Annotated in this window: 21 protein-coding genes and 1 pseudogene; 6 read left to right on the plus strand and 16 right to left on the minus strand. The window is 69.1% G+C overall.

What is annotated here, in order from left to right; genetic code table 11:
• Window positions 1-135 precede the first annotated feature (135 nt).
• The 3 genes from ACHAA4_RS10280 to pdhA are packed head-to-tail and all read right to left on the minus strand — an operon-like array spanning window position 136 to window position 4,000.
• Window positions 136-1,725: a dihydrolipoamide acetyltransferase family protein gene (locus ACHAA4_RS10280; protein ID WP_435774083.1), complete on the minus strand. Its 1,590-nt coding sequence runs from the start codon at window positions 1,723-1,725 to the stop codon at window positions 136-138.
• Window position 1,726: 1 nt separating this feature from the next.
• Complete coding sequence (locus ACHAA4_RS10285; protein WP_435774084.1) at window positions 1,727-2,812, minus strand: alpha-ketoacid dehydrogenase subunit beta; 1,086 nt, start codon at window positions 2,810-2,812, stop codon at window positions 1,727-1,729.
• Window positions 2,813-2,815: 3 nt separating this feature from the next.
• Window positions 2,816-4,000: a pyruvate dehydrogenase (acetyl-transferring) E1 component subunit alpha gene (gene pdhA, locus ACHAA4_RS10290; RefSeq protein WP_435774085.1), complete on the minus strand. Its 1,185-nt coding sequence runs from the start codon at window positions 3,998-4,000 to the stop codon at window positions 2,816-2,818.
• 184 nt (window positions 4,001-4,184) lie between these two features.
• On the opposite strand from pdhA, the gene ACHAA4_RS10295 reads away from it, so the two are divergent.
• The 5 genes from ACHAA4_RS10295 to ACHAA4_RS10315 all read left to right on the plus strand — a co-directional run bounded on the left by ACHAA4_RS10295 (window position 4,185) and on the right by ACHAA4_RS10315 (window position 11,141).
• Window positions 4,185-4,682, plus strand: coding sequence for an Lrp/AsnC family transcriptional regulator (locus ACHAA4_RS10295; protein ID WP_106122370.1), 498 nt, complete (start codon window positions 4,185-4,187; stop codon window positions 4,680-4,682).
• Window positions 4,679-5,695, plus strand: coding sequence for an MDR family oxidoreductase (locus ACHAA4_RS10300; protein ID WP_435774086.1), 1,017 nt, complete (start codon window positions 4,679-4,681; stop codon window positions 5,693-5,695). Before ACHAA4_RS10295 ends, ACHAA4_RS10300 begins: the two co-directional genes overlap by 4 nt.
• Before the next feature lie 165 nt (window positions 5,696-5,860).
• The gene (gene paaZ, locus ACHAA4_RS10305) at window positions 5,861-7,969 is read left to right on the plus strand and encodes a phenylacetic acid degradation bifunctional protein PaaZ (RefSeq protein WP_435774087.1); all 2,109 of its coding nucleotides are present in this window, start codon (window positions 5,861-5,863) and stop codon (window positions 7,967-7,969) included.
• A 172-nt stretch (window positions 7,970-8,141) separates the two neighbouring features.
• Window positions 8,142-9,725 (plus strand): LTA synthase family protein, encoded by a 1,584-nt coding sequence (locus tag ACHAA4_RS10310; RefSeq protein ID WP_435774088.1) that lies wholly within the window; start codon window positions 8,142-8,144, stop codon window positions 9,723-9,725.
• Window positions 9,726-9,830: 105 nt separating this feature from the next.
• The gene (locus ACHAA4_RS10315) at window positions 9,831-11,141 is read left to right on the plus strand and encodes a carboxylesterase family protein (protein ID WP_435774089.1); all 1,311 of its coding nucleotides are present in this window, start codon (window positions 9,831-9,833) and stop codon (window positions 11,139-11,141) included.
• A 120-nt stretch (window positions 11,142-11,261) separates the two neighbouring features.
• Here ACHAA4_RS10315 and ACHAA4_RS10320 read toward each other — a convergent pair whose 3' ends face one another.
• The gene (locus ACHAA4_RS10320; protein ID WP_435774090.1) at window positions 11,262-12,662 is read right to left on the minus strand and encodes an aldehyde dehydrogenase family protein; all 1,401 of its coding nucleotides are present in this window, start codon (window positions 12,660-12,662) and stop codon (window positions 11,262-11,264) included.
• A gap of 64 nt (window positions 12,663-12,726) precedes the next feature.
• Window positions 12,727-14,343 carry a GMC family oxidoreductase gene (locus ACHAA4_RS10325; RefSeq protein ID WP_435774091.1) on the minus strand — a complete coding sequence of 539 codons (1,617 nt, stop codon included), beginning with the start codon at window positions 14,341-14,343 and terminating at the stop codon, window positions 12,727-12,729.
• Window positions 14,344-14,438: 95 nt separating this feature from the next.
• Here ACHAA4_RS10325 and ACHAA4_RS10330 point away from each other — a divergent pair, with 95 nt between their 5' ends.
• The gene (locus ACHAA4_RS10330) at window positions 14,439-15,404 is read left to right on the plus strand and encodes an AraC-like ligand-binding domain-containing protein (RefSeq protein ID WP_435774092.1); all 966 of its coding nucleotides are present in this window, start codon (window positions 14,439-14,441) and stop codon (window positions 15,402-15,404) included.
• Window positions 15,405-15,406: 2 nt separating this feature from the next.
• Here the strand turns inward: ACHAA4_RS10330 and ACHAA4_RS10335 are convergent, their stop codons facing one another.
• From ACHAA4_RS10335 to ACHAA4_RS10385, 11 genes and pseudogenes are all read right to left on the minus strand, one after another.
• Complete coding sequence (locus ACHAA4_RS10335) at window positions 15,407-16,177, minus strand: enoyl-CoA hydratase/isomerase family protein (protein ID WP_435774093.1); 771 nt, start codon at window positions 16,175-16,177, stop codon at window positions 15,407-15,409.
• A gap of 24 nt (window positions 16,178-16,201) precedes the next feature.
• Window positions 16,202-17,353, minus strand: a complete 1,152-nt coding sequence (paaE, locus tag ACHAA4_RS10340; RefSeq protein WP_435774094.1) for a 1,2-phenylacetyl-CoA epoxidase subunit PaaE — start codon at window positions 17,351-17,353, stop codon at window positions 16,202-16,204.
• A complete protein-coding gene (paaD, locus tag ACHAA4_RS10345; RefSeq protein WP_435774095.1) occupies window positions 17,353-17,865 on the minus strand; it encodes a 1,2-phenylacetyl-CoA epoxidase subunit PaaD in 513 nt (170 codons plus the stop codon). Before paaD ends, paaE begins: the two co-directional genes overlap by 1 nt.
• A gap of 11 nt (window positions 17,866-17,876) precedes the next feature.
• Window positions 17,877-18,704 (minus strand): 1,2-phenylacetyl-CoA epoxidase subunit PaaC, encoded by an 828-nt coding sequence (gene paaC / locus ACHAA4_RS10350; RefSeq protein WP_435774096.1) that lies wholly within the window; start codon window positions 18,702-18,704, stop codon window positions 17,877-17,879.
• Window positions 18,701-19,000, minus strand: a complete 300-nt coding sequence (gene paaB, locus ACHAA4_RS10355) for a 1,2-phenylacetyl-CoA epoxidase subunit PaaB (RefSeq protein ID WP_036474355.1) — start codon at window positions 18,998-19,000, stop codon at window positions 18,701-18,703. The genes paaC and paaB overlap by 4 nt, the downstream gene beginning before the upstream one ends.
• Window positions 19,001-19,097: 97 nt before the next feature.
• Window positions 19,098-20,129 carry a 1,2-phenylacetyl-CoA epoxidase subunit PaaA gene (paaA, locus tag ACHAA4_RS10360; protein WP_435774097.1) on the minus strand — a complete coding sequence of 344 codons (1,032 nt, stop codon included), beginning with the start codon at window positions 20,127-20,129 and terminating at the stop codon, window positions 19,098-19,100.
• A 187-nt stretch (window positions 20,130-20,316) separates the two neighbouring features.
• On the minus strand, window positions 20,317-21,543 hold the full coding sequence (locus tag ACHAA4_RS10365) for an MFS transporter (RefSeq protein WP_435774098.1): 1,227 nt from the start codon (window positions 21,541-21,543) through the stop codon (window positions 20,317-20,319).
• A 69-nt stretch (window positions 21,544-21,612) separates the two neighbouring features.
• The gene (locus tag ACHAA4_RS10370) at window positions 21,613-22,347 is read right to left on the minus strand and encodes a MerR family transcriptional regulator (RefSeq protein WP_435774099.1); all 735 of its coding nucleotides are present in this window, start codon (window positions 22,345-22,347) and stop codon (window positions 21,613-21,615) included.
• A 12-nt stretch (window positions 22,348-22,359) separates the two neighbouring features.
• Window positions 22,360-22,656, minus strand: a pseudogene (locus tag ACHAA4_RS10375) (GNAT family N-acetyltransferase); the annotation flags it as partial.
• Between the two features lie 129 nt (window positions 22,657-22,785).
• Window positions 22,786-23,070 carry a DUF3253 domain-containing protein gene (locus tag ACHAA4_RS10380; protein WP_435774100.1) on the minus strand — a complete coding sequence of 95 codons (285 nt, stop codon included), beginning with the start codon at window positions 23,068-23,070 and terminating at the stop codon, window positions 22,786-22,788.
• A 31-nt stretch (window positions 23,071-23,101) separates the two neighbouring features.
• Window positions 23,102-24,490, minus strand: a complete 1,389-nt coding sequence (locus ACHAA4_RS10385) for an SPFH domain-containing protein (protein WP_435774101.1) — start codon at window positions 24,488-24,490, stop codon at window positions 23,102-23,104.
• Window positions 24,491-24,829: the final 339 nt, after the last annotated feature.

The following is a 24,829-nucleotide window of genomic DNA, read 5'->3' on the forward strand; positions in this document are numbered from 1 at the left end:
CAAGAAGCCGGGGCCGACAGATCCTGTCGGCCCCGGCTCGTCCTGCTCATCCCTCAATGGTGCAGCGTGTAGAAGGGCAGGCGCCCTGTCTCAGGCGTTCCGTCCTCAGGGGTCCTGCCCTCAGGGGTCCTGGCTTCAGAGGTCCGCCAGCGCGGAGGACGGGTCCTCCAAGCAGGTGGCCACGAAGTTCAGGAACCCGCCGGCGGTCCCGCCGTCGCATACCCGATGGTCGAAGGCGATGGTCAGCGTGGCGACCTTGCGCACCGCCAGCTCCCCGTCCACCGCCCAGGCCCGGTCGAGGATCCGGCCGATGCCGAGGATCCCGACCTCCGGGTGGTTGATGATCGGGGTGGCGCCGTCGGAGCCGAAGACCCCGTAGTTGTTCACCGTGAAGGTGCCGCCGGTGAGCTCCTTGCCCGAGATCTTGCCCTCGCGGGCCTCGCCGACGAGTCGAGAGATCTCACCGTGCAGGGCTCGGGCGGAGAGCCGCTCGGCGTGCCTGATCACTGGAACCACCAGACCTGCCGGCGTCTGGGCCGCAAAGCCGAGATTCACGCCGTCGTAGTGGACGATCTCCTGAGCACCGGCGGCCGTGTCCTCGAGCCTCGTGGCCAGGTCGGGATAGCGGGAGAGCCCTGCCAGCACGAACCGGCTGAGCAGCGCCAGCAGCGACGGCGCGGTGGTCCCGTCCTTCTCGGCCTGGACCTTCAGCCGGGCGCGCAGCGCGAGGACCTCGGTCATGTCCACGTCCTGCCAGACGGTGGCCTCCGGGATCTCCCGGCGCGACCGGGTCAGCGTGGTGGCCACCGCCTTGCGCATCCCGGACATCGGGACGCGCTCGCGGACCTCAAGCCCACCGGGGGCAGGGGGATTCGCACCGGTGCTGGTCGAGCCTGCGGTCGGCCGGGATGAGCCTGCAGAGGAATGAGCAGCGTCCGACGCCGCAGCATCCGCGCCGGGCGCAGCGCCTTCCGCCGGGGCCGAGGCTTCCTGTGCGCCGGTCGTCTGGGTGGAGGAGTCGATCGCGGCGAGCACATCGGCGCGCAGGATCATCCCGTCCGGACCGGAGCCGGTGAGCGCGTTCAAGCTGAGCGAATGCTCGCGAGCCAGCCGCCGCACCAGCGGGGAGGACACCCGAGGGGCCTTCTGCGCTGAACCGGCGGTGGAGGGAGCCGAGTCGGGCGCCGGAGCCGGTGCCGAGGAAGAACCCGCCGCAGCAGCTGCACCGCCGGTGGCGACCTGGCGGGAGGCGCCGCTGCGACGGCGTCGTCGTCCGCTGCTCTTCGCAGTGGAGGTGCCGTAGCCGATCAGGACGTTGCCCGAGCCCTCTTCCTCAGCGGCGGCGGCGTCAGGGGCGGCGGGGTCGGTGACCGATCCGGTGGCGGGCACCGTGCCGGCGCGCTCCTCCTCCCGGTAGCTCAGCGCCCCGGCGTCGGTGGTGCCGTTGGAGGCTGCGCCGGAGCCAGCGGAGCTTTTCGAGTCGGCGTCGCCCTCGGCAGCCACGGTGATCAGCGGCTCGTCCACGATCAGGGTCTCGCCCACGGCGCCGTGGAGCTTGGTGACCACCCCGGCGTAGGGGGTGGGCACCTCGATGGCGGACTTGGCGGTCTCGACCTCGGCGATGGGCTGATCCACCACGATCACGTCGCCCTCGGCCACGAGCCAGCTCAGCAGGGTGGCCTCGGTGAGGCCCTCGCCCAGGTCGGGCAGGTTGAAGGTGGTCATCTCAGTCCTCCCACTGCAGCTCGTCGAGCGCGTCCAGGATGCGGTCCACGCTGGGCAGGTGGTGCTCCTCGAGCTTCGGCGACGGATAGGGGATGTCGAACCCGGTGACTCGCTTGACCGGTGAGGACAGCGAGTGGAAGCTGCGCTCCTGGATCCGCGTCACGATCTCCGCGGCCACCGAGACGAAGCCCTGCGCCTCGGCGATCACCACCGCACGGCCGGTCTTGGTCACGGTGGCCTCCAGGGCGGCGTCGTCGAAGGGCACGATGCTGCGCAGGTCCAGGACCTCCGCGGAGATCCCGTCCTCGGCGGCGGCCTCGGCGGCCTTGAGCGCGGTGGACACGCTCGGGCCGTAGCTGATCAGCGAGACGTCTGTGCCCTCACGGACGACGACGGCGCGGCCTTGCGCCCCGACTCCCGCCGAGGGCGCGGACTCATCCTGCGCCGCGTCCTCGTACTGGGTGCGCAGCGCGCTGAGATCCACAACCTCCTTGGTCCAGTAGAGCTTCTTCGGCTCGAAGAAGATCACCGGGTCCGGGGAGTCGATGGCCTCGCGCAGCATCAGATAGGCGTCGCTGACCGTGGCCGGGGTATAGATCTTCAGCCCTGGGGTGTGCGCGTAGTAGGCCTCGGAGGAGTCGCAGTGATGCTCGACCCCGCCGACTCCGCCGCCGTAGGGGATTCGGATGACCAGCGGCAGGCGGACCCGTCCGCGGGAGCGGTTGGCGGTCTTGGCGATGTGGCTGAAGATCTGTTCCAGCGCAGGGTAGGCGAAGGCGTCGAACTGCATCTCGACCACCGGGCGCATGCCGTTGATCGCCATGCCGGTGGCCATGCCGGCGATGCCTGACTCGGCCAGCGGGGTGTCGAAGCAGCGGTCGGCGCCGAAGCGCTGGGTCAGCCCGTCGGTGATCCGGAAGACGCCGCCGAGGGTGCCCACATCCTCGCCGAAGACGCAGACCGTGCGGTCACCCTCCATGGCGTCGGACATCGCAGTGTTCAGCGCCGCCGCGAAGGTGGTGGGCTTGGCGGCGCTGGCGGTCGCGGTGGTGGTGGCGCCGGTGGGCGCGGTGGTGGTGTTGGCCATGGGTCAGCCCTCCTGGCTTCGCTCGAGCTCATCGGCCAGCTTGGCGCGCTGTTCGCGCAGCTGGGCTGTGGGGGCGGCATAGACGTGGTCGAAGATCTCCAGCGGGTCCATCTCCGGCTCGGTGGTCATCGCCAGACGCAGCGCGGCCGCGACCTCCTCGGCCTTGCCGCTGATCCGGGTCTCGGCCTCGGCGTCCAGAACGCCGCGCTCGGTGAGGAAGGTCCGCATGCGCAGCAGCGGGTCACGCTGCTTCCACTGCTCGACCTCGGCGGACTCGCGGTAGCGGGAGTCGTCGTCGGCGTTGGTGTGGGCCTGCATCCGGTAGGTGATGGCCTCGAGCAGCAGCGGCATGGAGTTCTTCCGAGCCAGGTCGACGGCGCGGCGCAGCGTGGCCAGCACGGCCACCATGTCGTTGCCGTCCACCTGCTCCCCGGCCATGCCGTAGCCGATGGCCTTGTGTGCCAGCGACGGCGCAGCGGTCTGCGCCGAGAGCGGCACCGAGATGGCGTAGCCGTTGTTCTGCACGAAGAAGACCACCGGAACCTCAAAGACGGCGGCGAAGTTCAGCGCCTCGTGGAAGTCGCCCTCACTCGTCGCGCCGTCGCCGCACATCGCCAGCACCACCGTGTCCTCGCCGCGCAGCTTCGCCGCGTGGGCGACGCCCACCGCGTGGAGCAGCTGGGTGGTCAGCGGGGTCGAGAGCGGGGCGATCTTGTACTGCAGCGGGTCATAGCCGCAGTGCCAGTCCCCGCGGAAGGAGACCATGACCTCCAGCGGGTCCACCCCGCGGGTGATCGTGGCGACAGTGTCGCGGTAGGTGGGGAACATCCAGTCTCCGGTGCCCAGTGCAAGGGCGGCACCGACCTGGCAGGCCTCCTGGCCGTGGGAGGAGGGGTAGACCGCGAGCCGGCCCTGGCGGACCAGCGCATAGTTCTGGTCGTTGACCCGACGGCCGACCACCAGCGCCTCGTAGGCGGCCAGCAGCGCGTCATCCTCCGGGATCGGATACTCATGCCCCGGGCTGGTGCCCTGGGCCTCCTCCGGGATCAGCTGCCCCTCGGGGTCGAGCATCCTGATCTGCTGGGCTGCCGGGAGCATGTACTGCTCGGGGGTGATCCCGAAGCTGCTGCTCGTCTCCTTGATGTGGGAGCCCTGAATTGGGGTCCCGTCCCGCGTCTCGCTGGTCATCGCGAGTCCTCCTTGAAAGTCTCTGCTGCAGGTGTCGTGCATCACACTCTTGTTATGAGTGTGGCCCAGGCCGCCGTCGAGAGACCACTGCGCCGGCACATCCGAGACGGGGTCCGCCGGGGGTCGCCGCAGGCTGGACGAACTGCTCGTGTGAGGTGCGCCACGGCTGGTATCGTCCAGAACTATGGGTGATGAGCGAGACGAGGCGGCGCGAGGTGAGATCTCGCTGGACTCCGTGGACCATCGGATACTGCATGCGCTGAGCCAGGACGCCCGCCAGTCGGTGAGCGCCCTGGCCTCCGGGCTGCACCTGTCCCGCGCCAACGCCTACGAGCGGATATCCCGGCTGCGCGCGGCCGGGGTGCTCCAGGGCTACACCGCGGTGATCGACCCCCGGGCCGCCGGAATGTCCACCGCCGCCTACGTCTTCCTCACGCTTAAGCAGGATGACTGGGAGGTGCTGCGCGGGGCGCTCGCCGATGAGCCCGCGGTGCGACACCTGGCACTGGTCGGCGGACAGTACGACGCGGTGCTGCTGGTGCGGACCCGCACCGTGGAAGAGCTGCGCCGCGTGGTCTTCGAACGGATCCAGTCGCTGTCCTGCGTGCAGTCCTCACAGACCGCCCTGATCTTCGACGACCACACCCAATACGAGCACCCGATGCCAAGGAGACCTTCATGACGTTCCGAGCAGCCCTGATCGAACAGACCCTCGAGCGCGGACGCGTCCAGGCCCATGAGGCGACGCTGAGGGACCTGTCCGAGGACTTCCTCGACGGCGCCGGGGGAGACGCCCCGGTGGACATCGCCGTGCACTACTCCGGGATCAACTACAAGGACGGGCTCGCCCTGGCCGGGAAGCCCGGCGTGGCGCGGACCTCGCCGCTGATCCCCGGCATCGACCTGGTCGGCGAGGTCACCGCCTCGGCCGATCCGAGCTTCAGCTCGGGCGACGTCGTGGTGCTCACCGGCGGCGGAATCGGCGAGGCCGCCCACGGCGGACTGGCCGAGCGTGCCCGGGTCTCCGCGAAATACCTGGTCAAGCTCCCCGAGGGGCTGAGCCCCCGGCGGGCCGCAGCGATCGGCACCGCCGGGTTCACCGCGATGCTCGCGGTGCTCGCGCTGGAACACGGCGGGGTGCGGCCCGAGGCGGGCGCCGTCGTCGTCAGCGGTGCAGCCGGCGGCGTCGGCTCGGTGGCGATCGCGGTGCTGAACCAGCTCGGATACCAGGTCACCGCGGTGACCGGCCGGGCTCAGGAGGAGGGCGAATACCTGCGCCACCTCGGCGCGGCTGAGCTGCTGGACCGGAAGGACTTCGCCGAGGCCGGTCCGGCGCTGCAGAAGCGGCGCTGGGCCGGTGGGATCGACTCCGCCGGATCGGCGACCCTGGCGAACATCCTCTCCCAGACCGACGACGGCGGCACCGTCGCCAGCTGCGGGCTGGCCCAGGGCCACGACCTGCCCACCACGGTGATGCCCTTCATCCTGCGCGGGGTCACCCTCGCCGGGATCAACTCGGTGACCGCGACACCTGCGCTGCGCGCACAGGCCTGGGGCCGGCTGGCCAGTGACCTGCCCGTGGAGCTGCTCGATGAGATGACCCAGGAGATCGCCCTGGACGGGGTGTTCGACCAGGCCGAGCAGATCCTCGCCGGCCAGGTCCGCGGCCGGACGGTCGTGAACCTGAAGCGGTGACGCGCCACGGGTGAGGCGCGCGGGCTGAGCTGGAGTCTCTGACTGGCCGAGGCCGCGAGGCCGTGGCCCGATTTCTGTGCTGGGTGTCACATTGGCGGTTCCCGGGCTAGGATGGAGATAATTACCGACCGTTCGGTCAGTTCTATCTGTCGTTGAGAGGACCCCATGGCTGCCACTGACACATCTGCGGCTCCCCGTCTCCTGCCCAGCTACATCCAGGACTCCTGGTGGACCCCGGAGTCCCCGGGCAAGGTCAGCGAGATCCTTGACGCCTCCACCTCTGAGCCGGTCTGCCTGGTCTCCACCGAGGGACTGGACACCGGTGCCGCCGTGGCGCACGCCCGCTCGGTCGGCCAGCAGAGCCTGGGGCAGCTGACCATCCACCAGCGCGCGCTGCGGCTCAAGCACCTCGCCGCCTACCTCCATGAGCACCGCGAAGAGCTCTACGAGCTCTCCGACCGCACCGGCTCCACCCGCCGCGACCACCTGATCGACGTGGACGGCGGCATCGGCACCATCCGGACTTTCTCCTCCAAGGGGCGCAAGGAGCTGCCCAACGCCAACGTCATCGTCGACGGAGCGGTGGAGCAGCTCTCCCGCGACGGATCCTTCCTCGGCGAGCACATCTACACCCGGCTCACCGGTGTCGCGGTGCAGATCAACGCCTTCAACTTCCCGGTCTGGGGAATGCTGGAGAAGTTCGCGCCCAGCTTCATCGCCGGCGTGCCGACCATCGTGAAGCCCGCCTCGCAGACCGCCTACGTCACCCAAGCCTGTGTGCGGCTGATGATCGACTCCGGACTGATCCCCGCCGGTGCGCTGCAGCTGATCTCCGGCTCCGCCCGGGACCTGCTGGACCACCTGGATCACCGCGACCACGTCGCCTTCACCGGCTCGGCCAACACCGCGCAGCTGCTGCGCTCCCATGACAATGTCGCGAACCAGGGTGTGCGCTTCACCGCGGAGACCGACTCGCTCAACGCCGCGATCCTGGGCCCCGACGCCGGCCCGGACACGGTGGAGTTCGACGCCTTCATCAAGTCGGTGACCCTGGAGATGACGGCGAAGACCGGACAGAAGTGCACCGCGATCCGCCGCGTCATCGTGCCCTCGGCCCAGGTGGACCCGGTGGTGGAGGCGCTGCGCACCCGGCTGGACTCCCGCGTGGTGCTCGGCGATCCGCGCGATGCTGAGACCACCATGGGCCCGCTGGCCTCGAACGACCAGCGCGACGAGGTCGCCCGCGCGGTGGACACCCTGGTCAGCGCCGGCGGCACCGTCCGGGTGGGCGGACCTGAGTCCGGCACCGGCTCCGCCGATCCGGCGCTCGGGGCCTTCTTCCCGGCCACCGTGCTCTCCTTCGCCGAAGCCCGCACTCCTGCGGTGCACTCGGTGGAGGCCTTCGGGCCGGTCACCTCGGTGCTCGGCTACGCGGACATCGACGACGCCGTAGACCTCGCCGCCCTCGGCGGCGGCTCCCTGGTCGCCACGGTCTGCACCCACGACCCGGAGATCGCCGCCGAGTTCGCCCGCGGCATCGCCTCCCACCACGGTCGGGTGCTCTTCCTCGACCGGGACGACGCCAAGACCTCCACCGGTCACGGCTCTCCGCTGCCGCACCTGGTCCACGGCGGACCCGGACGGGCCGGCGGCGGCGAGGAGCTCGGCGGCATCCGCGCGGTCAAGCACTACATGCAGCGCACCGCCGTCCAGGGCTCCCCGGACCTGCTCACCGGGGTCACCGGGGTCTGGCACCGTGGCGCCAAGGCGGTCACCGCAACCCCGGAGACCGTGGCCGACGGCACCGCCGTGCACCCGTTCCGGAAATCCCTCGCGGAGCTGCGCATCGGCGATCAGTTCGCCTCAGGGCTTCGCACCGTGGCGCTGGAGGACATCACCTCCTTCGCCGAGTCCACCGGCGATACCTTCTACGCCCACACCAATGAGGAGGCGGCGACGGCGAACCCGTTCTTCCCGCGCCGGGTCGCCCACGGGTATCTCCTCGTGGCCTGGGCGGCCGGGCTCTTCGTCGAGCCTGCCCCGGGGCCTGTGCTGGCGAACACCGGCCTGGAGAACCTCTCCTTCCAGACCCCGGTGACCTACGACGACTCGATCCGGGTGACCCTGACCGCGAAGCAGATCATCCCGCGCGAGACCGACGACTACGGCGAGGTCCGCTGGGACACCGTGCTGCACAACCAGCACGATGAGATCGTCGCGACCTACGACGTGCTGACCCGCGTGGCGAAGGAGAACAAGCCCGAGTGGGTGTGACGCCGTCGTCGGAGGCGGCAGGCTGAAAGGGGCGGGACCGGGGCGAGCTGCCCGGTCCCGCCCCTTTGCTGTGAGCGGGCTCCATGACCTCTCTGGGAGCAGCGAGTAATGTAAGGGGCTAAGTTTTTGATCGCCTGTGATCGGGCTCGACGTCGGGGGAGAGGTGCGTGCAGTGACACATGGACTGCGAGCCGACCCGTCGCGCGCCCAGACCCGCCGCCTGGCCCGCCGCTCGGCCGTGATGCTCGGGCGCATCGTGGTCTTCGTGCTGGTCTGGGTGGGGCTGGCGCTGCTCATCGCGGCCGGCCTGATCCGCTTCTTCTGGGGCGAGATCACTGTGGGGCAGATGATGCTGAACCTCATCTCGGTGGAGACCGACGGCGGGGGCGGAGCGGTCGTCTGGGCCTGCATCCTCGGGATCGGCGTCCTGCCGCTGCTGATCACCTCCGCCGCCGCATGGTCCCTGCACCGGCGACGGCGCAGACAGCGCCCGAAGCCGGGCAGCGACCACGGCTGGCGCTCTCCCTGGCTGATGCGCACCGTCTCATCGGCGCTGGCAGCCTCGGTGGTGGTGCTCGGCGCCGCCTCCTTCTCCACCGCAGTGAGCCTCGCCGACTACATCGATGCCGGCAACTCCAACTACGATCTCGCCGATCACCACGTGCCGCCCCGGGTCACCGGCGAGCAGGAGAAGCGCAACCTGGTCCTGATCTACCTGGAGTCCGGTGAGGCGACCTTCGAGGACGAGGCGCTCTTCGAGAAGGACGCCTTCGCCCCGCTCAAGGAGGTCACCGAGCCAGCCCGGGGCTGGCGCAGCGCGAAGGACCTCCGGCAGTACGAGGGCGGAGGCTGGACCATGTCGGGGCTGACCGCCACCCAGTGCGGGATCCCGCTCGCGGGGGTCACCTCGGCGGCCAGCAGCGGGGCCCTCGGTGAGCTGCGCGAGGGGGACGGCACCTACCTGGACGGCACGACGTGCCTGGGCGATCTGCTTCAGGAGCGCGGCTACACGAACGTGTTCCTCGGCGGAGCCAGCTCCTCCTTCGCTGAGAAGAACACCTTCCTGCGCAGCCACGGCTACTCAGAGGTCAGAGGGCTCGACGACTGGCGGGCCGCCGGTGAACCTGAGAGCAGCTTCCGCAGCGACTGGGGGCTCAGTGACCAGAGCCTGATGGAGCAGGCCAAGACCGAGGTCGATGAGCTGCACGCCGAGTCTCAGCGCACCGGCGAGCCGTTCAACCTCTCGCTGCTCACCCTGGACACCCATGAGCCGGTCCACGTCTTCGACTACTGCGATGTGGACACCCAGGAGGAGGCGACGTCGGTCTTCGCCTGTTCGATGGTCCAGGTGGCGGGGTTCGTGGAGCATCTGGAGGACCAGGGCTACCTGGAGGACACCGCCGTCGTGATCATGGGCGACCACCTCAAGCCGGTCAACGCCGGGGACTCCCTGCAGGCGCAGCTCGAAGACCACCCCGACCGGACCATCTTCAACCGAATCTGGATTCCGGGCGCAGAACAAGACACCATGCTGCGCGCCGGCATGGACCAGCTGAGCATGTACCCGACGCTTATCGAGGCAGCCGGCCTGACCTTGGCTGATCGTGAGGCCGGGATCGGCGTGTCCGGGTTCTCCGCGGAGGTGCCCGCTGACTCGGCGCAGTCGCTGTCCCCGGAGGCCTACTCCGAGCTGCTGAGATCACGTTCCCCGGAGTTCTACTCCGAGGCGTGGAGCTCGCATACCCCGGCCGGCTAGTGAGGCGCGTCGGCAGAGCCGTCGCGGTCCCGAACAGCGGTGCATCCCAGAGTCGGGCAGCGGTGATTGACTGAGAGGACACATCGTCGAGCAGATGGGCCGGGCATGAGCGCTGAGCACCGATTCACCCCTCCGTGCGGACCCGTCATCGGCCGTGCGCTCGGGCCCGTGGTCAGGGCGTCCGGCATTCCCTACGCGCGGGCGCCCCGGTTCCACCCGCCGCGCCCCGTGGAGGACTTCTCTGCGCCGTATCGCGCCCTTGAACCGGCACCGGCCTGCCCGCAGTGGCGCATTCGGGAGCTGGAGCCGGTGGTCGGGAGTCACACCGGAGGGCTGCCGCAGAGCGAGGACTGTCAGAACCTCACCGTGACCACGCCGGAGAGCAGGCGGGAGGGAGAGCTCCTGCCGGTGATGGTGTGGATCCACGGCGGGTCCTACATCTCCGGCGCCGGGGACGCGCTGATCTATGATCCCACCGCCCTGGTGGAGGAACAGCGCGTCGTCGTCGTCTCGGTGACCTACCGTCTCGGCGCCTTCGGATTTCTCGGCGGCAGGGGGCGCTGCGCCAATCTCGGCCTGCTCGATCAGCTCTGCGCCCTGGAATGGGTGCAGCGCAACATCGCAGCGTTCGGCGGAGACCCGGACGCGGTCACCCTCTTCGGGCAGTCCGCCGGAGGTGACGCCATCGCCCACCTCATGGCCACGCGCGATGCGCCGAGGCTGTTCCGCCGGGCCATCATGCAGAGTCCGCCGTTGGGCATCTCCCGGGGTCGAGAGAAGATGACGGCGGCCATGGCCGCGGCGGGCCCCGAGATGTCCGCAGATGCCTCGGTCAAGCAGGTGCTCCGTCTCCAGGAGGCTGCGCGCGCTGCGGCGGCTCCGTTCGGGATGCAGGGGCTCATGCCCTTCGGAACCCAGTACGGAGCCGCGCCCCTGCCAGCGGAGTCCCAGGTCGACGAGGCCTGGAAGGCCGTCGCACCTCAGATCGACATCTTGATCACCCACACGGCGGAGGAGGCGCGGCTGTTCATTCCGGTCGCGCACCCGGTGAAGCGGCTTCGCGAGCTGCCCGTGATCGGATCACCGGCGATGACGGTGCTGAGCCGGCTCGGGACCAGGCTCATCTACGTCACCGGCATCCGTTCCTTCCTCCGGCGGCACCGTCGAGCCGGCGGCCGGGGGCACTACTACATCATCGACTGGGCCGCCCCGGGCAACTTCTTCCGCTCGGCCCACGGGATCGACGTGGCGCTGCTCTTCGGAAACCGGTCGAACACGGCGGGGCTGGAGCTGCTGAAGGGGGCGTCCTGGGAGGACCTCGAGGAGGCCGGGAAGTCCGTCCGGGCGCTCTGGGCCCGGTTCGCCCGAGGAGCGGAGCTGCCCGCCAAGGGCCGGATCCCGGGCGTCCCGGTCTGACGGGCCAGCCCGCACCGTCGGGCTCACCAGCCGCGGAGGCAGAGCGTTCCGCCGAGGTCTTGACTCGGCTCGGCGGAACGCTCTGCCAGGGTCGCCAGCGCGACCTTCGGGTCGTCGCGCTCAGCGCTGGATCACATGCGGCTGGGCGACCTCCTTGAGTCCCTGCAGCCCGAATTCCAGGCCGAAGCCTGACTGCTTGGCCCCGCCGAACGGCACCCGCGGGTCGATGGCGCCGTGCTTGTTGATCCATGTGGTGCCCGCCTGGAGCCGTGCGGCCACCTCGGTGGCCCGGTCTGGGTCCGAGGACCAGACGGAGGAGCCCAGACCGACTTCCAGGCCGTTCGCCCACTCGATCGCCTGCTCGAGATCGCTGTAGCGGATGATCGGCAGCGCCGGGCCGAACTGCTCCTCGATGACGAGGGGGTTCTGCGGATCGATGTCGGCCACCAGGGTGGTGGGATAGAAGAAGCCCGGGGCTTCGACGTCGGGGTCCGCTCCGATCAGCACGCGGGCACCGGCATCCTTGGCCGCGTCCACGAGCCCGGCCACGATGTCGCGCTGCTTCGCGTTCTGCAGCGGCCCGAGCACGTTCTGCTCCTCGAGTCCGATGCCCATCGGCATCTTCGCGGCCACCTCGGTCAGCGCCCGACAGACCTCGTCGTAGATCGCGTCCGGCACGTAGAGCCGCTTCAGCGCCGCGCAGGTCTGCCCGGTGTTGATGAACGCGCCCCAGAAGAGGTCCTCGGCGATCGCCTGCGGGTCGGCGTCGTCGAGCACGATTCCGGCGTCATTGCCGCCGAGCTCCATGGTCATCCGCTTCATGGTGTCCGCAGCCGTCTTGATGATCGCCTTGCCGGTGGTCACCGAGCCGGTGAACATGATCTTCGCGATGTCGCTGTGCTCGGTGAGCTGTCTGCCCAGCGATCCGTCACCGGGCACCGCGATGAGCACATCCGCAGGCAGCGCCGAGTTGAGCACCTTGACCAGGGCCAGCACGCTCAGCGGGGTGTACTCCGAGGGCTTGACCACCACCGTGTTGCCCATCCGAAGGCTCGGGGCGATCTGCCAGATCGAGATCATCATGGGCCAGTTCCAGGGACCGATGGCCCCGACGACGCCGAGCGGCCGGTAGTGCAGCTCCGCGTGGCCCGACTCATCGTCGAGGAGCACCTCAGGCTCCACCGCGATGGATGCCGCGGTGCGCAGCCAGGCCACGCATGCCCCGACCTCGAAGCGGGCGTTGGGACCGTTCAGCGGCTTGCCCTGTTCTCGGGAGAGCAGCTGGGCGAGCTCCTCGGCGTGGGCCTCGATCGCATCGGCGGCGGCATTCAGCGCCGCCTGACGCTCGGGGTGGCCCGCGGCGGCCCAGGCGGGCTGGGCGCGCAGGGCGCGGGCGACGGCGTCGTCCAGGTCTGCGGCCGAGGTGCGCGGCGCATGGCCGATCAGCTCCCCGGTGGCCGGGTCGTGGATCTCCTGTCCCTCGGAGGTGGTGATCTCCTCGAGCAGCGTGGTGGTGGTCATGGTGTTCTCCTTGATGTCGTCAGAGCTGAACAGGTCAGAGGATGCTGGAGCGCGGCAGAGCGGTTCAGCGGCCCAGCAGCAGGTCCGCCGCCTTCTCGCCGATCATGATCGACGGGGCGTTGGTGTTGCCGCTGGGCAGCGCCGGCATGATCGAGGCGTCGGCCACGCGCAGGCCGGCGACGCCGCGGACGCGCAGCTGCGGGTCCACCACGGAGAGGTCATCGACGCCCATCCGGCAGGTCCCCGCCTGATGGTGATACGTGCCGGCCATCGCCCTGGCGTGCGCGCGGACCTGGTCCCGGGTCTCCAGCGGGGCCGAGGGGCTGAACTCCGCCTTCCGGTAGGGCGCGAGCGCGTCCTGGGCGCCGATCTCTCGGCACAGCTCGATGGCGTCACAGAGGGCCTCGAGGTCGTAGTCCTCCGCGAGCAGATTGGGGTCCAGCAGCGGCGCGATCCTGGGGTCGGTGCTGGTCACCCGCAGGGTGCCGCGGGAGAGCGGCCGCACGATCCCGGCGTTGACGGTGAACCCGGCGGCAGGCACCGCGCCGCCGTCGGTGGGATAGGGGAAGTGCATGAAGAGCGGCTGGATGTCCGGGGCCTCCTCCTGGGTCTGCCGGCTGTGCGCGAAGAGCTGGGCCTCGAGGAGATTGTGCCGCCCCTCGGCCAGCGGTTCCGGCGCCTCATAGATGACGCTGGCCAGGACGTGGTCGTGCAGGTTCTTGCCCACCCCGGGCAGCTCGAGGACCGTGCTGATCCCGGCCTGGCGCAGGTCGCTGGGATCCCCGATGCCGGAGTGCTGCAGGATGCTGGGGGAACCGATGGCTCCGCCGCAGAGCACGATCTCTGCCGAGGCGTGTGCCGTGTGAGTGCCGTTCCCGGTGCTGTACTCCACGCCGCTGGCGCGCCCGGCGTCCACGGTGATCCGGTGGACCAGCGCGTCGGTGGTCAGCGTGAGCCGCTCATGTCCGAGGATCGGATGCATGAAGGCCCGCCAGGGACTGTGTCGCTTCCCGTCCTTGGTCGTGGTGTGGTTGAACCCCGCACCGGAGAGCTGCGCACCGTTGAAGTCCTGGGTCTCGGAGATGCCCACGCTGCCGGCGGCCTCGACGAAGGCCTCTGAGCTGGCGTGGCGGTTCACGATCTTCTCCACATGCAGCGGACCGCCGGCACCGTGGAATTCGGATTCACCGTCCTCGTGGTCCTCGGAGCGCTTGAACAGCGGCAGCACGTCCTTCCAGCCCCATCCTTCACACCCGGCGGCGGCCCACTTGTCGTAGTCCGAGCGGTGGCCCCGGATGTAGATCATGCCGTTGAGCGACCCGGAGCCGCCGAGCACCTTCCCACGCGGCCAGGCGATGCTCCGGTGGTCGGCGTGGACCTGGGGCACGGTGGTCAGCGCCCAGTCGGAGGCTCCCTGCATCAGCATCGGCCAGCCCTGTGGGCTGTGGATGTTCGGGTCCTCATCGCCGCCTCCGGCCTCGATCAGGTGGACGCTGTGGCCGGCATCGAGCAGCCGGCGGGTGATCACAGACCCGGCGGACCCGGCTCCGATGACGACATAGTCGGTGGTCATGGCTTCGTTCATGGTGTTCAGCTCTCCTCGCATCGCGGTGCGTCCGGGAACGCCGTTCATCTGTAGTGCCTCCAGCATGGCGAGGCGGCCGGAGGGCGCCTTGATCACAGGCGCACGGTCCTGTGCACCAGGTGCAGGCTTGTGGCGCGGATCACAGTCGACTGGAAGACTGGAGCCATGCGGACACCGGATCGAGTCATCTCATGAGCACGACGACGGGGCAGGTGTCCTTCGATCCCGCGCAGCTCGCGCCGCAGGATCGGTTCGAGGCGTGGAGGCATGCGGTGAACACCGCGTTCGTGCCGCTGGACGCCAGCACCGAGCATCCCAGCTCGTTCCACGGTGCGCTGACCGGTCTGGCGCTGGGTTCGCTCAGCGTCGCCGGGGTGGGCGGTGACGCGGTCACCGTGCGGCGCAGCCGGCAGGCGATCGCGGCGGGGGACCCAGGGGTGTTCAAGTTCGCACTCCAGGTTCAGGGCAGCTCGTTGACCCGGCAGGACGGTCGCGAGGCGCTGCTGTCCCCGGGGGACCTGGTCATCTACGACACGCGCCGTCCCTATGACCTGGTCTTCGGCGGGGCGTACCGGATGTTCGTGGTGCAGATCGCGGTCGAGCAGCTCGGGCTCTCCGCCGAGCAGGCCCGGGCCGTGGTGGCGCAGCGGATCCCCGGCTCGGCCGGTCTGGGTGCGCTGACCTCCTCGCTGCTGGGCAGTCTGGATGATCAGCTGCAAAAGGGTGAGATGGCGCCGGACCCGCGGGCGGCCTCAGCGGTGCTGCAGCTGGTCCAGGCCACGCTGCTCTCCCGGTTCCGTCCCGCCGCCGAGGTGCCTACCCGCGATGTGGTCTACCTGGAAGCGGTCCGGCACATCGATGATCATCTGGGAGATCCCGAACTGGGAGTCGGGGCAGTGGCCCGCGCGCTGCATGTCTCGTTGCGGTACCTGCAGGGGGTCTTCGCCCAGGAGGGCACGACGATCAGCGAGTGGATCCGTCAGCGTCGGTTGGAGCGCTGCCGGATGGAGCTCGGAGATCCTTCGCAGGCGCACCGCTCAGTGAGCGCGGTGGCCGCGCGCTGGGGCTACCCCGAGGCCTCCAGCTTCAGCCGCGCCTTCAAGCATGAATATGGGGTCTCCCCGGGAGCGTTCCGGCGCGAGGTGGCTGGGAGCTGAGCTCAGCTCCCGTGGAAGACGGGTCTCCGCTTCTGCTGGAAGGCGGCGAAGCCCTCGGTGTAGTCCGCCGAGTCACACAGCCGGCCCTGGGCGTGGTTCTCGGCGTTCAGCGATTCCCACAGGCCGATGCGCTGATCCCGCACCTCGGCCACCAGGGCCTTGGACTCCCGGAAGGCCAGGGTGGCGCCGGCTGCGGCCACGGCGACCTTCTCGCGGGTGACGTCGAGCAGCTCCTCGGCCGGCATCGCGCGGGAGAAGAGTCCCGCGGCCACCGCTTCGGCGCCCGACATCAGATCGGCGGTGTAGATCAGGTCCAGGGTCCGGTGCGCACCGAGGCGCTCCACGAAGAGCGCGTGTCCGCCGGAGTCCAGGGTGGCGCCCAGCGCGGCGAAGGGGGAGCCGATCTTGGCGTTCTCGGCCACGTAGACCACGTCGGTGGCGATGGCCAGACCCAGTCCCACCCCGAGGCAGGCGCCCTGCACCGCGGCGAAGGTCGGGGCGGGAAACGCCGCCATCCGGCGCATCAACGGAGTGACCCGGTCCTGCAGGTACCCGCGCGCGTCGTCGGTGGCGGGCACCACCTGGGAGATGTCCCGGCCCGCGCAGAAGCCCTTGCCCTCACCGCGCAGCAGCAGCGCCCGGACCCCCGCGGCCTCGGCCTCCTGGTAGGCGGCATCGAGGTCATCGAGCGCCTGTTCATCCAGGGAGTTGAGCTTCTTGGGGGCGTCCAGGACGATCTCGGCGATGTTCTCGGTGATGCTGAGGCTGATCATGGGGTCTCCAGGGTTGGGACGCGCTCAGGCGTCGTAGTCGACGACGAGCTGCTTGGAGGTGGGTCGGGTCTGACAGGTCAGGATGTATCCGGCCTTGACCTCGTCGGACTCCAGCGCGAAGTTCTCCTCCATCTCGAAGTCTCCGGAGACGACCTTCGCCCGGCAGGTGCCGCAGACCCCTCCGGCGCAGGCGAAGGGCACGTCGGGCCGGGCGCGCAGTGCGGCGTTGAGCACGGTCTCTCCCGAGCCGCTCGGGGAGGCGACCTGTCCGGTGAGCCCGTCGAGGGTGAACTCGATCGCGATGTTGTCGCCCTCCGGGTCGGCCTCGACCTTGCGGCCCTGCTGCCCTTCGGGGCGGTCCGGGCGGCCGGTGGTGAAGAGTTCGAAGCGGATGTCGCCCTGATCCACCCCGCGGGCGGCGAGCGAGTCTCGGGCCATCTGGACCAGCTCGAAGGGCCCGCAGAGGAACCACTCGTCGGTGTCCTGGACGCGCAGCACCTTGTCCAGCAGGTCGCTGAGCTTCTCGTCATCGATCCGGCCGGTGAGCAGCGGGTTGATCCGCTGCTCGCGGCTGAGCACGTGGTGGACCGCCAGGCGTGCGGGATAGCGGTCCTTGAGGTCGCCCAGCTCCTCGGCGAACATCACGTCGCCGGCAGAGCGGTTGGCGTAGATCAGGTCGAAGGTGGAGTCCTTCGAGGCTGCCAGCACCGAGCGGGCGATCGCCATGATCGGGGTGATCCCGGAACCCGCGGCGAAGGCGACCAGGTGCACGTCGGAGCGCAGCGCCACGGCCTCCTCGGCGAGCTTGGCCGGATTGTTCATCGAGGTGATCGCCGTCTTGGAGACGAACGCCCCCGAGGGGTTCATCACCTCCATCTGATCCCCCGGCTGGAGCGACTCATTGGCCCAGTTCGAGAACAGCCCTCCGATGTCGCGCTTGATCGCCACCCGGATCTCACCGGGGGTGGGTTCGGTGCAGATCGAGTAGGAGCGGCGGACCTCCTGGCCTTCGAGCTCGGTGCGCAGCGCCACGTACTGGCCCGGTGCGTAGTCGAAGTCGTCCTGCAGCTCCGGCGGCACCGCGAAGGTGACCTCCACGGAGTCGGCGGTGAGTGGGCGCACCTCGGAGACGGTGAGCGTGGAGAAGGTCGCGCGGCGGCGGGTGGTCGTCGACATCAGTGCACCTTGAAGTGGTCGAAGGGCTCCAGGCAGTCGCGGCACTGGTACAGCGCCTTGCATGCGGTGGAGCCGAAGCGGGTCATCTCACGAGTATTGGGGGAGTCGCACCGGGGGCACTTCACGCTCAGGCCCACGCGGACCGGCCCCAGGGCTGCCTTGCCGGTGGGCGGGGCGATGCCGTATTCACGCAGCTTCGCCTTGCCCTCCTCGGTCATCCAGTCGGTGGTCCACGCCGGGTGCAGCACCGTCTCGAGGCGCACCCTTTCGTGTCCGGCATGGCGCAGCGCGGCGGTGACATCGGCGTTGATCGTGTCCATGGCCGGGCAGCCGGAGTAGGTGGGGGTGATGACGACGACGGCGGTGCCGTCCTGGTCCACTCGGGCCTCGCGCAGGATTCCCAGATCGGCGATGCTGAGCACCGGGATCTCGGGATCGTTGACGCTCGCGGCGATCTCCCAGACGGTGGCGCCGGGGGGCAGGGTCACGGATTCGGGTCCCATCACTGCCATGGGTGCTCCTCTCACCAGGTGGCTCCGGGGTGCTGGCGGGCCAGCACCTGCATCTCGGCCAGGATCAGTCCGCGCTGCTCGGAGTGGCGGCCGGAGCGGTCGGCTCCGTGGGCGCCGGACATGTCGGGGACGGCCAGCCCTGCCTGTTCGATGACCTGGTGGAGCCGGGTCAGCGTGGGCTCGCGCAGGGCGGAGGGCAGCACGGCGACGTCACCGAGCTGCGTCATCGGCTCCACATCGGTGAAGAGCTCCTCGACGTAGGACCACACGGAGTCCAGGCCGGCCTGGACTCGGCGGGCGGACTCCTCGGTGCCCAGGCCCAGACGCAGGATCCACTGGGCGGCGTGATCCTGGTGGTAGTCCACCTCCTTGAGCGCCTTCTCGGCGATGGCCGCGAGGGTGGGGTCGGTGGAGTTCACCAGTCGGCTGTAGAGCTCGTGCTGGTAGAAGCTGAAGATCAGCTGCCGGGCGATGGTCTTGCCGAAGTCGCCGTTCTCCTGCTCCACGAGGCGGCAGGAGCGGAACTCCTCCTCGCTGCGGAAGTACGCGAGGTCGTCCTCGGACTTGTCCCAGGCGGTGCCGGCGTAGGTGAGCAGGAAGCGGGCGTGGCCGAGCAGGTCCAGGGCGATGTTCGCCAGGGCGACATCTTCCTCCAGCTCTGGGGCCCGGGAGACCCAGGCGCCCAGGCGCTGGGAGAGGATCAGCGCGTCGTCGCCCAACAGCAGCGCGTACCGGGCGGTGGCATCCTCGGCCTTCGCGCCGGAGGCGGCGATCTCCTCGGCGGTGATCGCCTCGCCCTGAGACTGGCGGGTGGCGGAATCATGCGATGCGAAGCTCACAGGTGCTTCACCCCTTCGGACTGGGTGTAATACGTGGCATGGCGGTAGCTCTTGCCCTGGGCGGACTCGAAGTAGGCGCCCTTGGAATCCGGATCCGAGGCCATGATCGCCGCGGCCGGCACGACCCAGACCGAGGTGCCCTCGTTGCGCCGGGTGTAGAGGTCCCGGGCGTTGCGGATCGCCATGGTGGCATCGGGGGCGTGCAGCGAGCCCGCGTGGACATGGGAGAGCCCGCGCGAGGACCGGATGAAGACCTCCCAGAGGGGCCAGGAGCTTGAATCTGCGCTGGAGGTCATGGCCTCGCCTTTCTAGCAGTGATGTCGGGGGAGTGCGGCTGCATCGGGAGCGCAGCGGGGTCGGGACTGAAGCTGCTCAGGAGCGCATCGGTGGGGCTCAGGCGCCGATGAGGGCGGCCTGGTCACGATCCTGGTCCTGGGCCTGACGATCGGCGTAGGCGACCGCGGCTTCGCGGACCCAGGCGCCCTCGTCGCGGGCCTTGCGGTAGTGCTCCAGGCGCTGCCGGCTCAGCGGGCCGTTGCCCTTGATCACGGCGAAGAACTCGTCCCAGTCCAGGTCGCCGAAGTCGTAGTGCCCGCGCTCCTCGTTCCACTTCAGCTCAGGGTCGGGGAGGGTCAGGCCCAGGGCCTCGACCTGCGGGACCAGCATGTCCACGAAGCGCTGGCGCAGCTCGTCGTTGGTGAAGCGCTTGATCTTCCACTCCATCGACTGCTGGGAGTTCGGGGAGTCGCCGTCCGGCGGGCCGAACATCTGCAGCGCCGGTCCGTAGAAGCGGTTCACGGCGTCCTGGGCCATCTGGTGCTGCGCCTCGGTGCCGTGGGAGAGCGAGTAGAGGATCTCCCAGCCCTGGCGCTGATGGAAGGACTCCTCCTTGCAGATGCGCACCATGGCGCGGCCATAGGGGCCATAGGATGCGCGGCAGAGCGGCACCTGGTTCACGATCGCGGCGCCGTCGACCAGCCAGCCGATCGCACCGATGTCGGCCCAGGTCCGGGCGGGGTAGTTGAAGATCGAGGAGTACTTGGCCTTGCCGCTGTAGAGCTGGTCGTACATCTCTTCGCGGGGGCGGCCGAGGGTCTCGGCGGCGGAGTAGAGGTAGAGCCCGTGGCCGGCCTCGTCCTGGACCTTGGCCATCAGGATGGCCTTGCGCTTGAGGCTGGGGGCGCGGGAGATCCAGTTGCCCTCGGGCTGCATGCCGATGATCTCGGAGTGCGCGTGCTGGGAGACCTGCCGCACCAGCGACTTCCGGTAGGACTCGGGCATCCAGTCGCGGGGTTCGATGCGGGAGTCCTCGGCGATGATCTCGTCGAAGCGGTTCTGCCCGGCCTCTGCCTCGGCGAGCGCCGCTGCGGCGTCGCTCTCATCGGCGAGGTGGAGGGGAGCGTGCTGGTGGTTCTGGGGTGACATGGTCATCCTCTATTCCGTCGCATTATTTACCGACCGTTCGTTCAGTATAGCACTGGAGGTGTGACGGTCAACACGCGATGTCGAAGAGGATGAGATGACTGGGTGGGGGAGACCTCTCGAGCCGGGCGCCGCCTGTGGCGACGCGCCGACCGAGAGGTCTCCTCCGAGGGATGATCCTGATCCGCGGTCAGGCGTCGACGAGCTCCCGGGCTGGTTCGCCGAGTCGGCGGATCCGCGGACTGAGCAGGGAGGCCAGGGAGACGATCACCCAGAGGGTGACGAAGACCGTGGTCGCCAGGTGCAGGCTGCCGCTCTCGATCAGGACAGCACCACCGCCGATGCCCAGCGCAGGGGTGAGCGTCAGGATGGCGTTCTGCGCGCCGAGGACCCTGCCGCGCTGGTTCTCGTCGACGTTCTCCACGAAGGTCAGTCCGACGACGGCGTTCATCGCGCCGCCGCCGATGCCCGCCACCGCTGCCGAGGCGAAGATCGACCAGACCGGGCCCAGGATGGCGAGGCCGCCCAGACCCGCCGCCAGCGTGGCGATGCCGGAGATGAACCAGACCCGGCGCGGAATCCTGTTGGCGAGGCCGGCGAAGAGGCCGCCGCCGACGAGCAGGCCCGCGGCGAGGGAGCTGAGCACGAATCCGACGAACTGCGGTTCATTCTGGAAGGCGAAGTGGACTGGGATCACCATGCCCTGCATGGCCGCCAGAACGACCCCGAGCGTGACGGCCAACAGCAGCATCGTGCGCAGCAGGGGGGAGCGGAGCAGGAGCGTCAGGCCGTGCAGGAGCGACCGGACGCCCTGTGTGGTGGGTGCCGCATCGCGATCGTGCTGATGCGCCGTCGCCCCGGACGGGATGCCGAGGGTCAGCAGCACCGCCAGGGCTGCGATGCCGGAGGTGATCCACAGGACCGTGACCGGTTCCAGTGCGGCGACCAGCACGCCGGCCACCGCAGGGCCGATCAGCATGGTCACCCCGGTGAGAGCTTCACGCAGTCCGATCAGTCGAGACGGCTCCGATCCCACCGCCTTCGCGATGGCCGGGAGCATCGCTTCCCGGGCCGTCATCCCTGGGACGTCCCCGAAGGAGCCCAGGATCGCCACGGCGATGAACCATCCCACGTTCAGTCCGACCGTGAGGTCCACGATGGGCAGGATCATCAGCGCGACGGCGGAGATGACGTCCGACAGGATCGAGGCCGTGCGTCGGTTGATCCGGTCGATGAGCGAACCCATCAGGAGTCCGGCGATCGCGGCGGGCACCGCGGCGGCGATCGCGACGATTCCGGCGTCGAGCGGGCTGCCGGTGCTGAACAGCACGAGCAGCGGCAGGGCGATGGCGGTGACCGAGTTGCCCAGCAGAGACGTGACGAATGAGGCGAAGTAGAAGAATGAGGTTCTTTTCATGCCCACAGTGAAGACTATGACGTCGCGTCAGGGTCAAATGCTTGGTGCCGCCCCTGCCTGACCTCCGATTCAACCCTCTTCGAGCGCCTCCAGCTGCTCCTGGATCTCGCGCAGGACGCGGCGCTGGACGGGAAGGAGTCTCCGAGCGGTCAGCTCATCCATCAACGCCGCGACCTGGTCATCCAGCGGCGGAAGATCGGCGAACCTCGCCTGCACAGGACGCAGGGTCGAGACCATCTCGTGGATCAGAGAGTCGACCTCGGCGTCGGGGGTGTCAGCGTCGAGCGCGGAGAAGCGGGCCGTCAGCGGCGCGATCATCCGGGTGTTGAGCGCCGCGAACCCTTCGGTGAACACTTCGTGACCCCGGTCTCCCAGGAGGTGTCCCAACAGGACCAGCTGTTCGTGTTCGAGCCGGGACATGTCCTCTGGCAGAGAGATGTCGGGAGTCGAGCGCCAGGCCGCGAGCTCGGGTGCGAGATCAGGCGGAGAACCGCTGCGGCGCAGCGCGGCGATCCGCGCACGCCGAGCGTTGAGCCGGTCGATCTCGGCGGCGGCCTGCAAGTCGAGCTCCTCGAGCAGGCTCTCGGCTGCGGACGGAACATCGAGGACCGTCGAGAGTTCCGACAGGGGGACTCCCAGGGCAGTCAGTCTCTTGATGCGCAGGAGCTGGACCAGATGACTGATGTCGTAGTGGCGGTAGCCGGTGCTGCTGCGCGGAGGCTCGGGAAGCAGCCCCACCTGGTGGTAATGGCGCACGGTGCGCACCGTGACTCCGGCGAGCTCGGCGATCTCACTGCTCAGCACTGGTCTGACTCCTCAGGCGTTGATCGGTGGTACCGCGAGCTGGTACTTGAATCCGCGGTGGGAGCCGACGAACCCCAGGCGCTCATAGAAGCGGTGCGCATCGACCCGGGCCGCATCAGAGGTCAGCTGCACCAGGGTGGCCCCGGCGGCGGGGGCGGCCACCTCGACCACCCACGTCATCATGGCTGAACCGATGCCGCTCGAGCGGTGCGCGCTGGAGACTCTGACGGCCTCGATGAGCAGTCGAGTGGCACCCCTGCGGGTCAGCCCGGGGATGCGTGTGAGCTGCATGGTGGCGATCGGTTCTCCCGCGTGATCACCCGTTCTGGTCGTGACGATCGTGGGCAGGTCCAGGGATCTCATCATGCAGGCAGATTCGCATGTGCCCGACGATGGGGCAAGAGCCCTGATGATGGGGCACCAGCGCTGGGTGCTGGATCAGCCGGGTCCTGCGTCGGCAGGGCGGCGACGGATCCGGATCGGGCCTCGCGCGGTGGCGAGGTCGACCACAACGCCTCGCTGCGTGATGTCTACGACGCCGGCGGCGACGAGGCGCTGAGCGGCTGCCCGCGCAGCATCCATCTGATCCCGCCAGTCATCACCTGCCACGGCGCGAGCAGCCTCCGAGGGGCAGATCGTCGCGGCCTCAGCTCGTTGAGCGAGCAGTTCGAGGATCACCCGCTCCATGTCGCGGTCGGAGACTGGTGCAGGGGATTCGTCCATGGCGCCATTCTCCTGCATCTGTGACTGCTGGCTACTGGTCCTGAGTCGGCGCAGAGCCCGTGCTGCTGGACTCGGAGATCGCCTCGCCGATGGCAGCGCCCTGAACCTTGGCCTGCAGGATCGATCCCAGGTCGATGCCGGTGGCGGCTTCGACGCGTTTGAACACCCCGGCCAGGGCCACGGAGGCCTCGCCGTCGAAGTGCTTGGAGGCCCCTGATTCACCGGAGCCGCCGATCAGTGTCATCGAACCGATGTTCGCGTAGCCGGCGGCGAAGGAGTCCATCAGCTGTGGAAGCACCGCGAGTGCCTCGCGAGCCAGCACGGCTTCCTGGTTTTCGCGCAGCGCTTCTGCCTCCGCGCGGATGGCGGCGGCCTTGGCCTCGCCCTCTTCGCGGATCGCGGTGGCCTCGGCCTCGGAGCGCTTCAGGCGTGCCCGAGCCTCGGACTCGGCGACCAGTGCTCCTGCCTCAGCGGCCTTGGTGCGCTCGTAGGCCTCGGCGTCCGCGCGCTTCTGCTGCTTGTAGAGATCAGCGTCGGCGACACGCTTGACGTCGGCGTCGAGCTCGGCCTGCCGGTTCTCGGCTCGCTGACCGAGCACCTCCTGGCGGGCCTTCTCGCCCGCCAGGGCTTCGGCCTGCTCGGCCTGTGCGCGGGCCTGACCCACTCGTGAGGTGGCAGCGGCCTTGTTCGAGTCGTACTCCGTCTCCTCGACCAGGTTCTGCTCGTTGTTGAAGATGCGTTCCTTGGCGATGGCGCGCTCGGCGTTCGTCGCGGCGATCTCTGCGGCCTGGCGCTTGGCCTCGATCTCGGGTGCACCCAGGGAGGAGATGTAGCCGGAGTCATCGGTGATCTCACGGATCTGGAACGAGTCCAGCAGGAGTCCCTGAGTCTGCAGCTCCGGAGAGATCGACTCGGAGATCTCGTCGGAGAACTTCTGTCGATCCCGCATCAGCTGGATCACGGTCTGCTGCGCCATCAGACCGCGCAGCGCACCTTCGAGCTGGTCCTGGGTGTACTCGACCACTGCGTCGTCCTGGGAGGCGAAACGCTCGGACGCTGCCTTCACGTCTTCGTCCGCGCTGCCGATCTTGACCAGGGCGACGGCTTCGGCGTTGATGGTGACGTTGTCGTGGCTCTGCGCCGTCACGGTCATCAGAACCTGGCGCGAGCGCAGAGAGATGATCTCGTGGCGCTGCCGAATCGGGTTGACCAGCGCGCGGCCGTTGACGATGACCTGTTTGGGGCGTGACCCTGGGAGGTCGGAGCGCGATGACTTGCCCGTGACCACCAGCGCTTCATCCGCTCGGGCGACCTTGGTCCATGCCCGCATCATCAGCAGGGCGACGGTGCCGACGATCACCGCGGCGACGATCACCGCGATCACGATGGCCAGCGTGCCGCCGGTTGTCAGAATGTCCATGCGTCGGTACCTCTATCTGCGTGGGTGATCAGGGGCAGCCGCAGGTCGCGAAGGGCCGCGGCCGCTCTGCTCCTTGGGCTCATGCACCGCGCGCAATGAACTACAAAGCACCCCGGACATAAACTGACGCTAACCTGAACAAAACCTCGAGGTCAACAGATGTATGCACTGTGTCCTGGGCAGATTCCGCCGAGCTCCAGCCGGGAGAAGGCCGGATGCCTGCGAGGCCGCGGATGTGACCGGTTGCCTAATGCAAACAATATTTCGGGAGCCCTGGCGGTGAGTGTCGATGGTCGACATTTCGAGGGCGGGAGGGCAGGGCCCGTGGGCACTGCGCCG

It is taken from the genome of Nesterenkonia maliinae (assembly GCF_051262655.1).
GTDB lineage: Bacteria > Actinomycetota > Actinomycetes > Actinomycetales > Micrococcaceae > Nesterenkonia.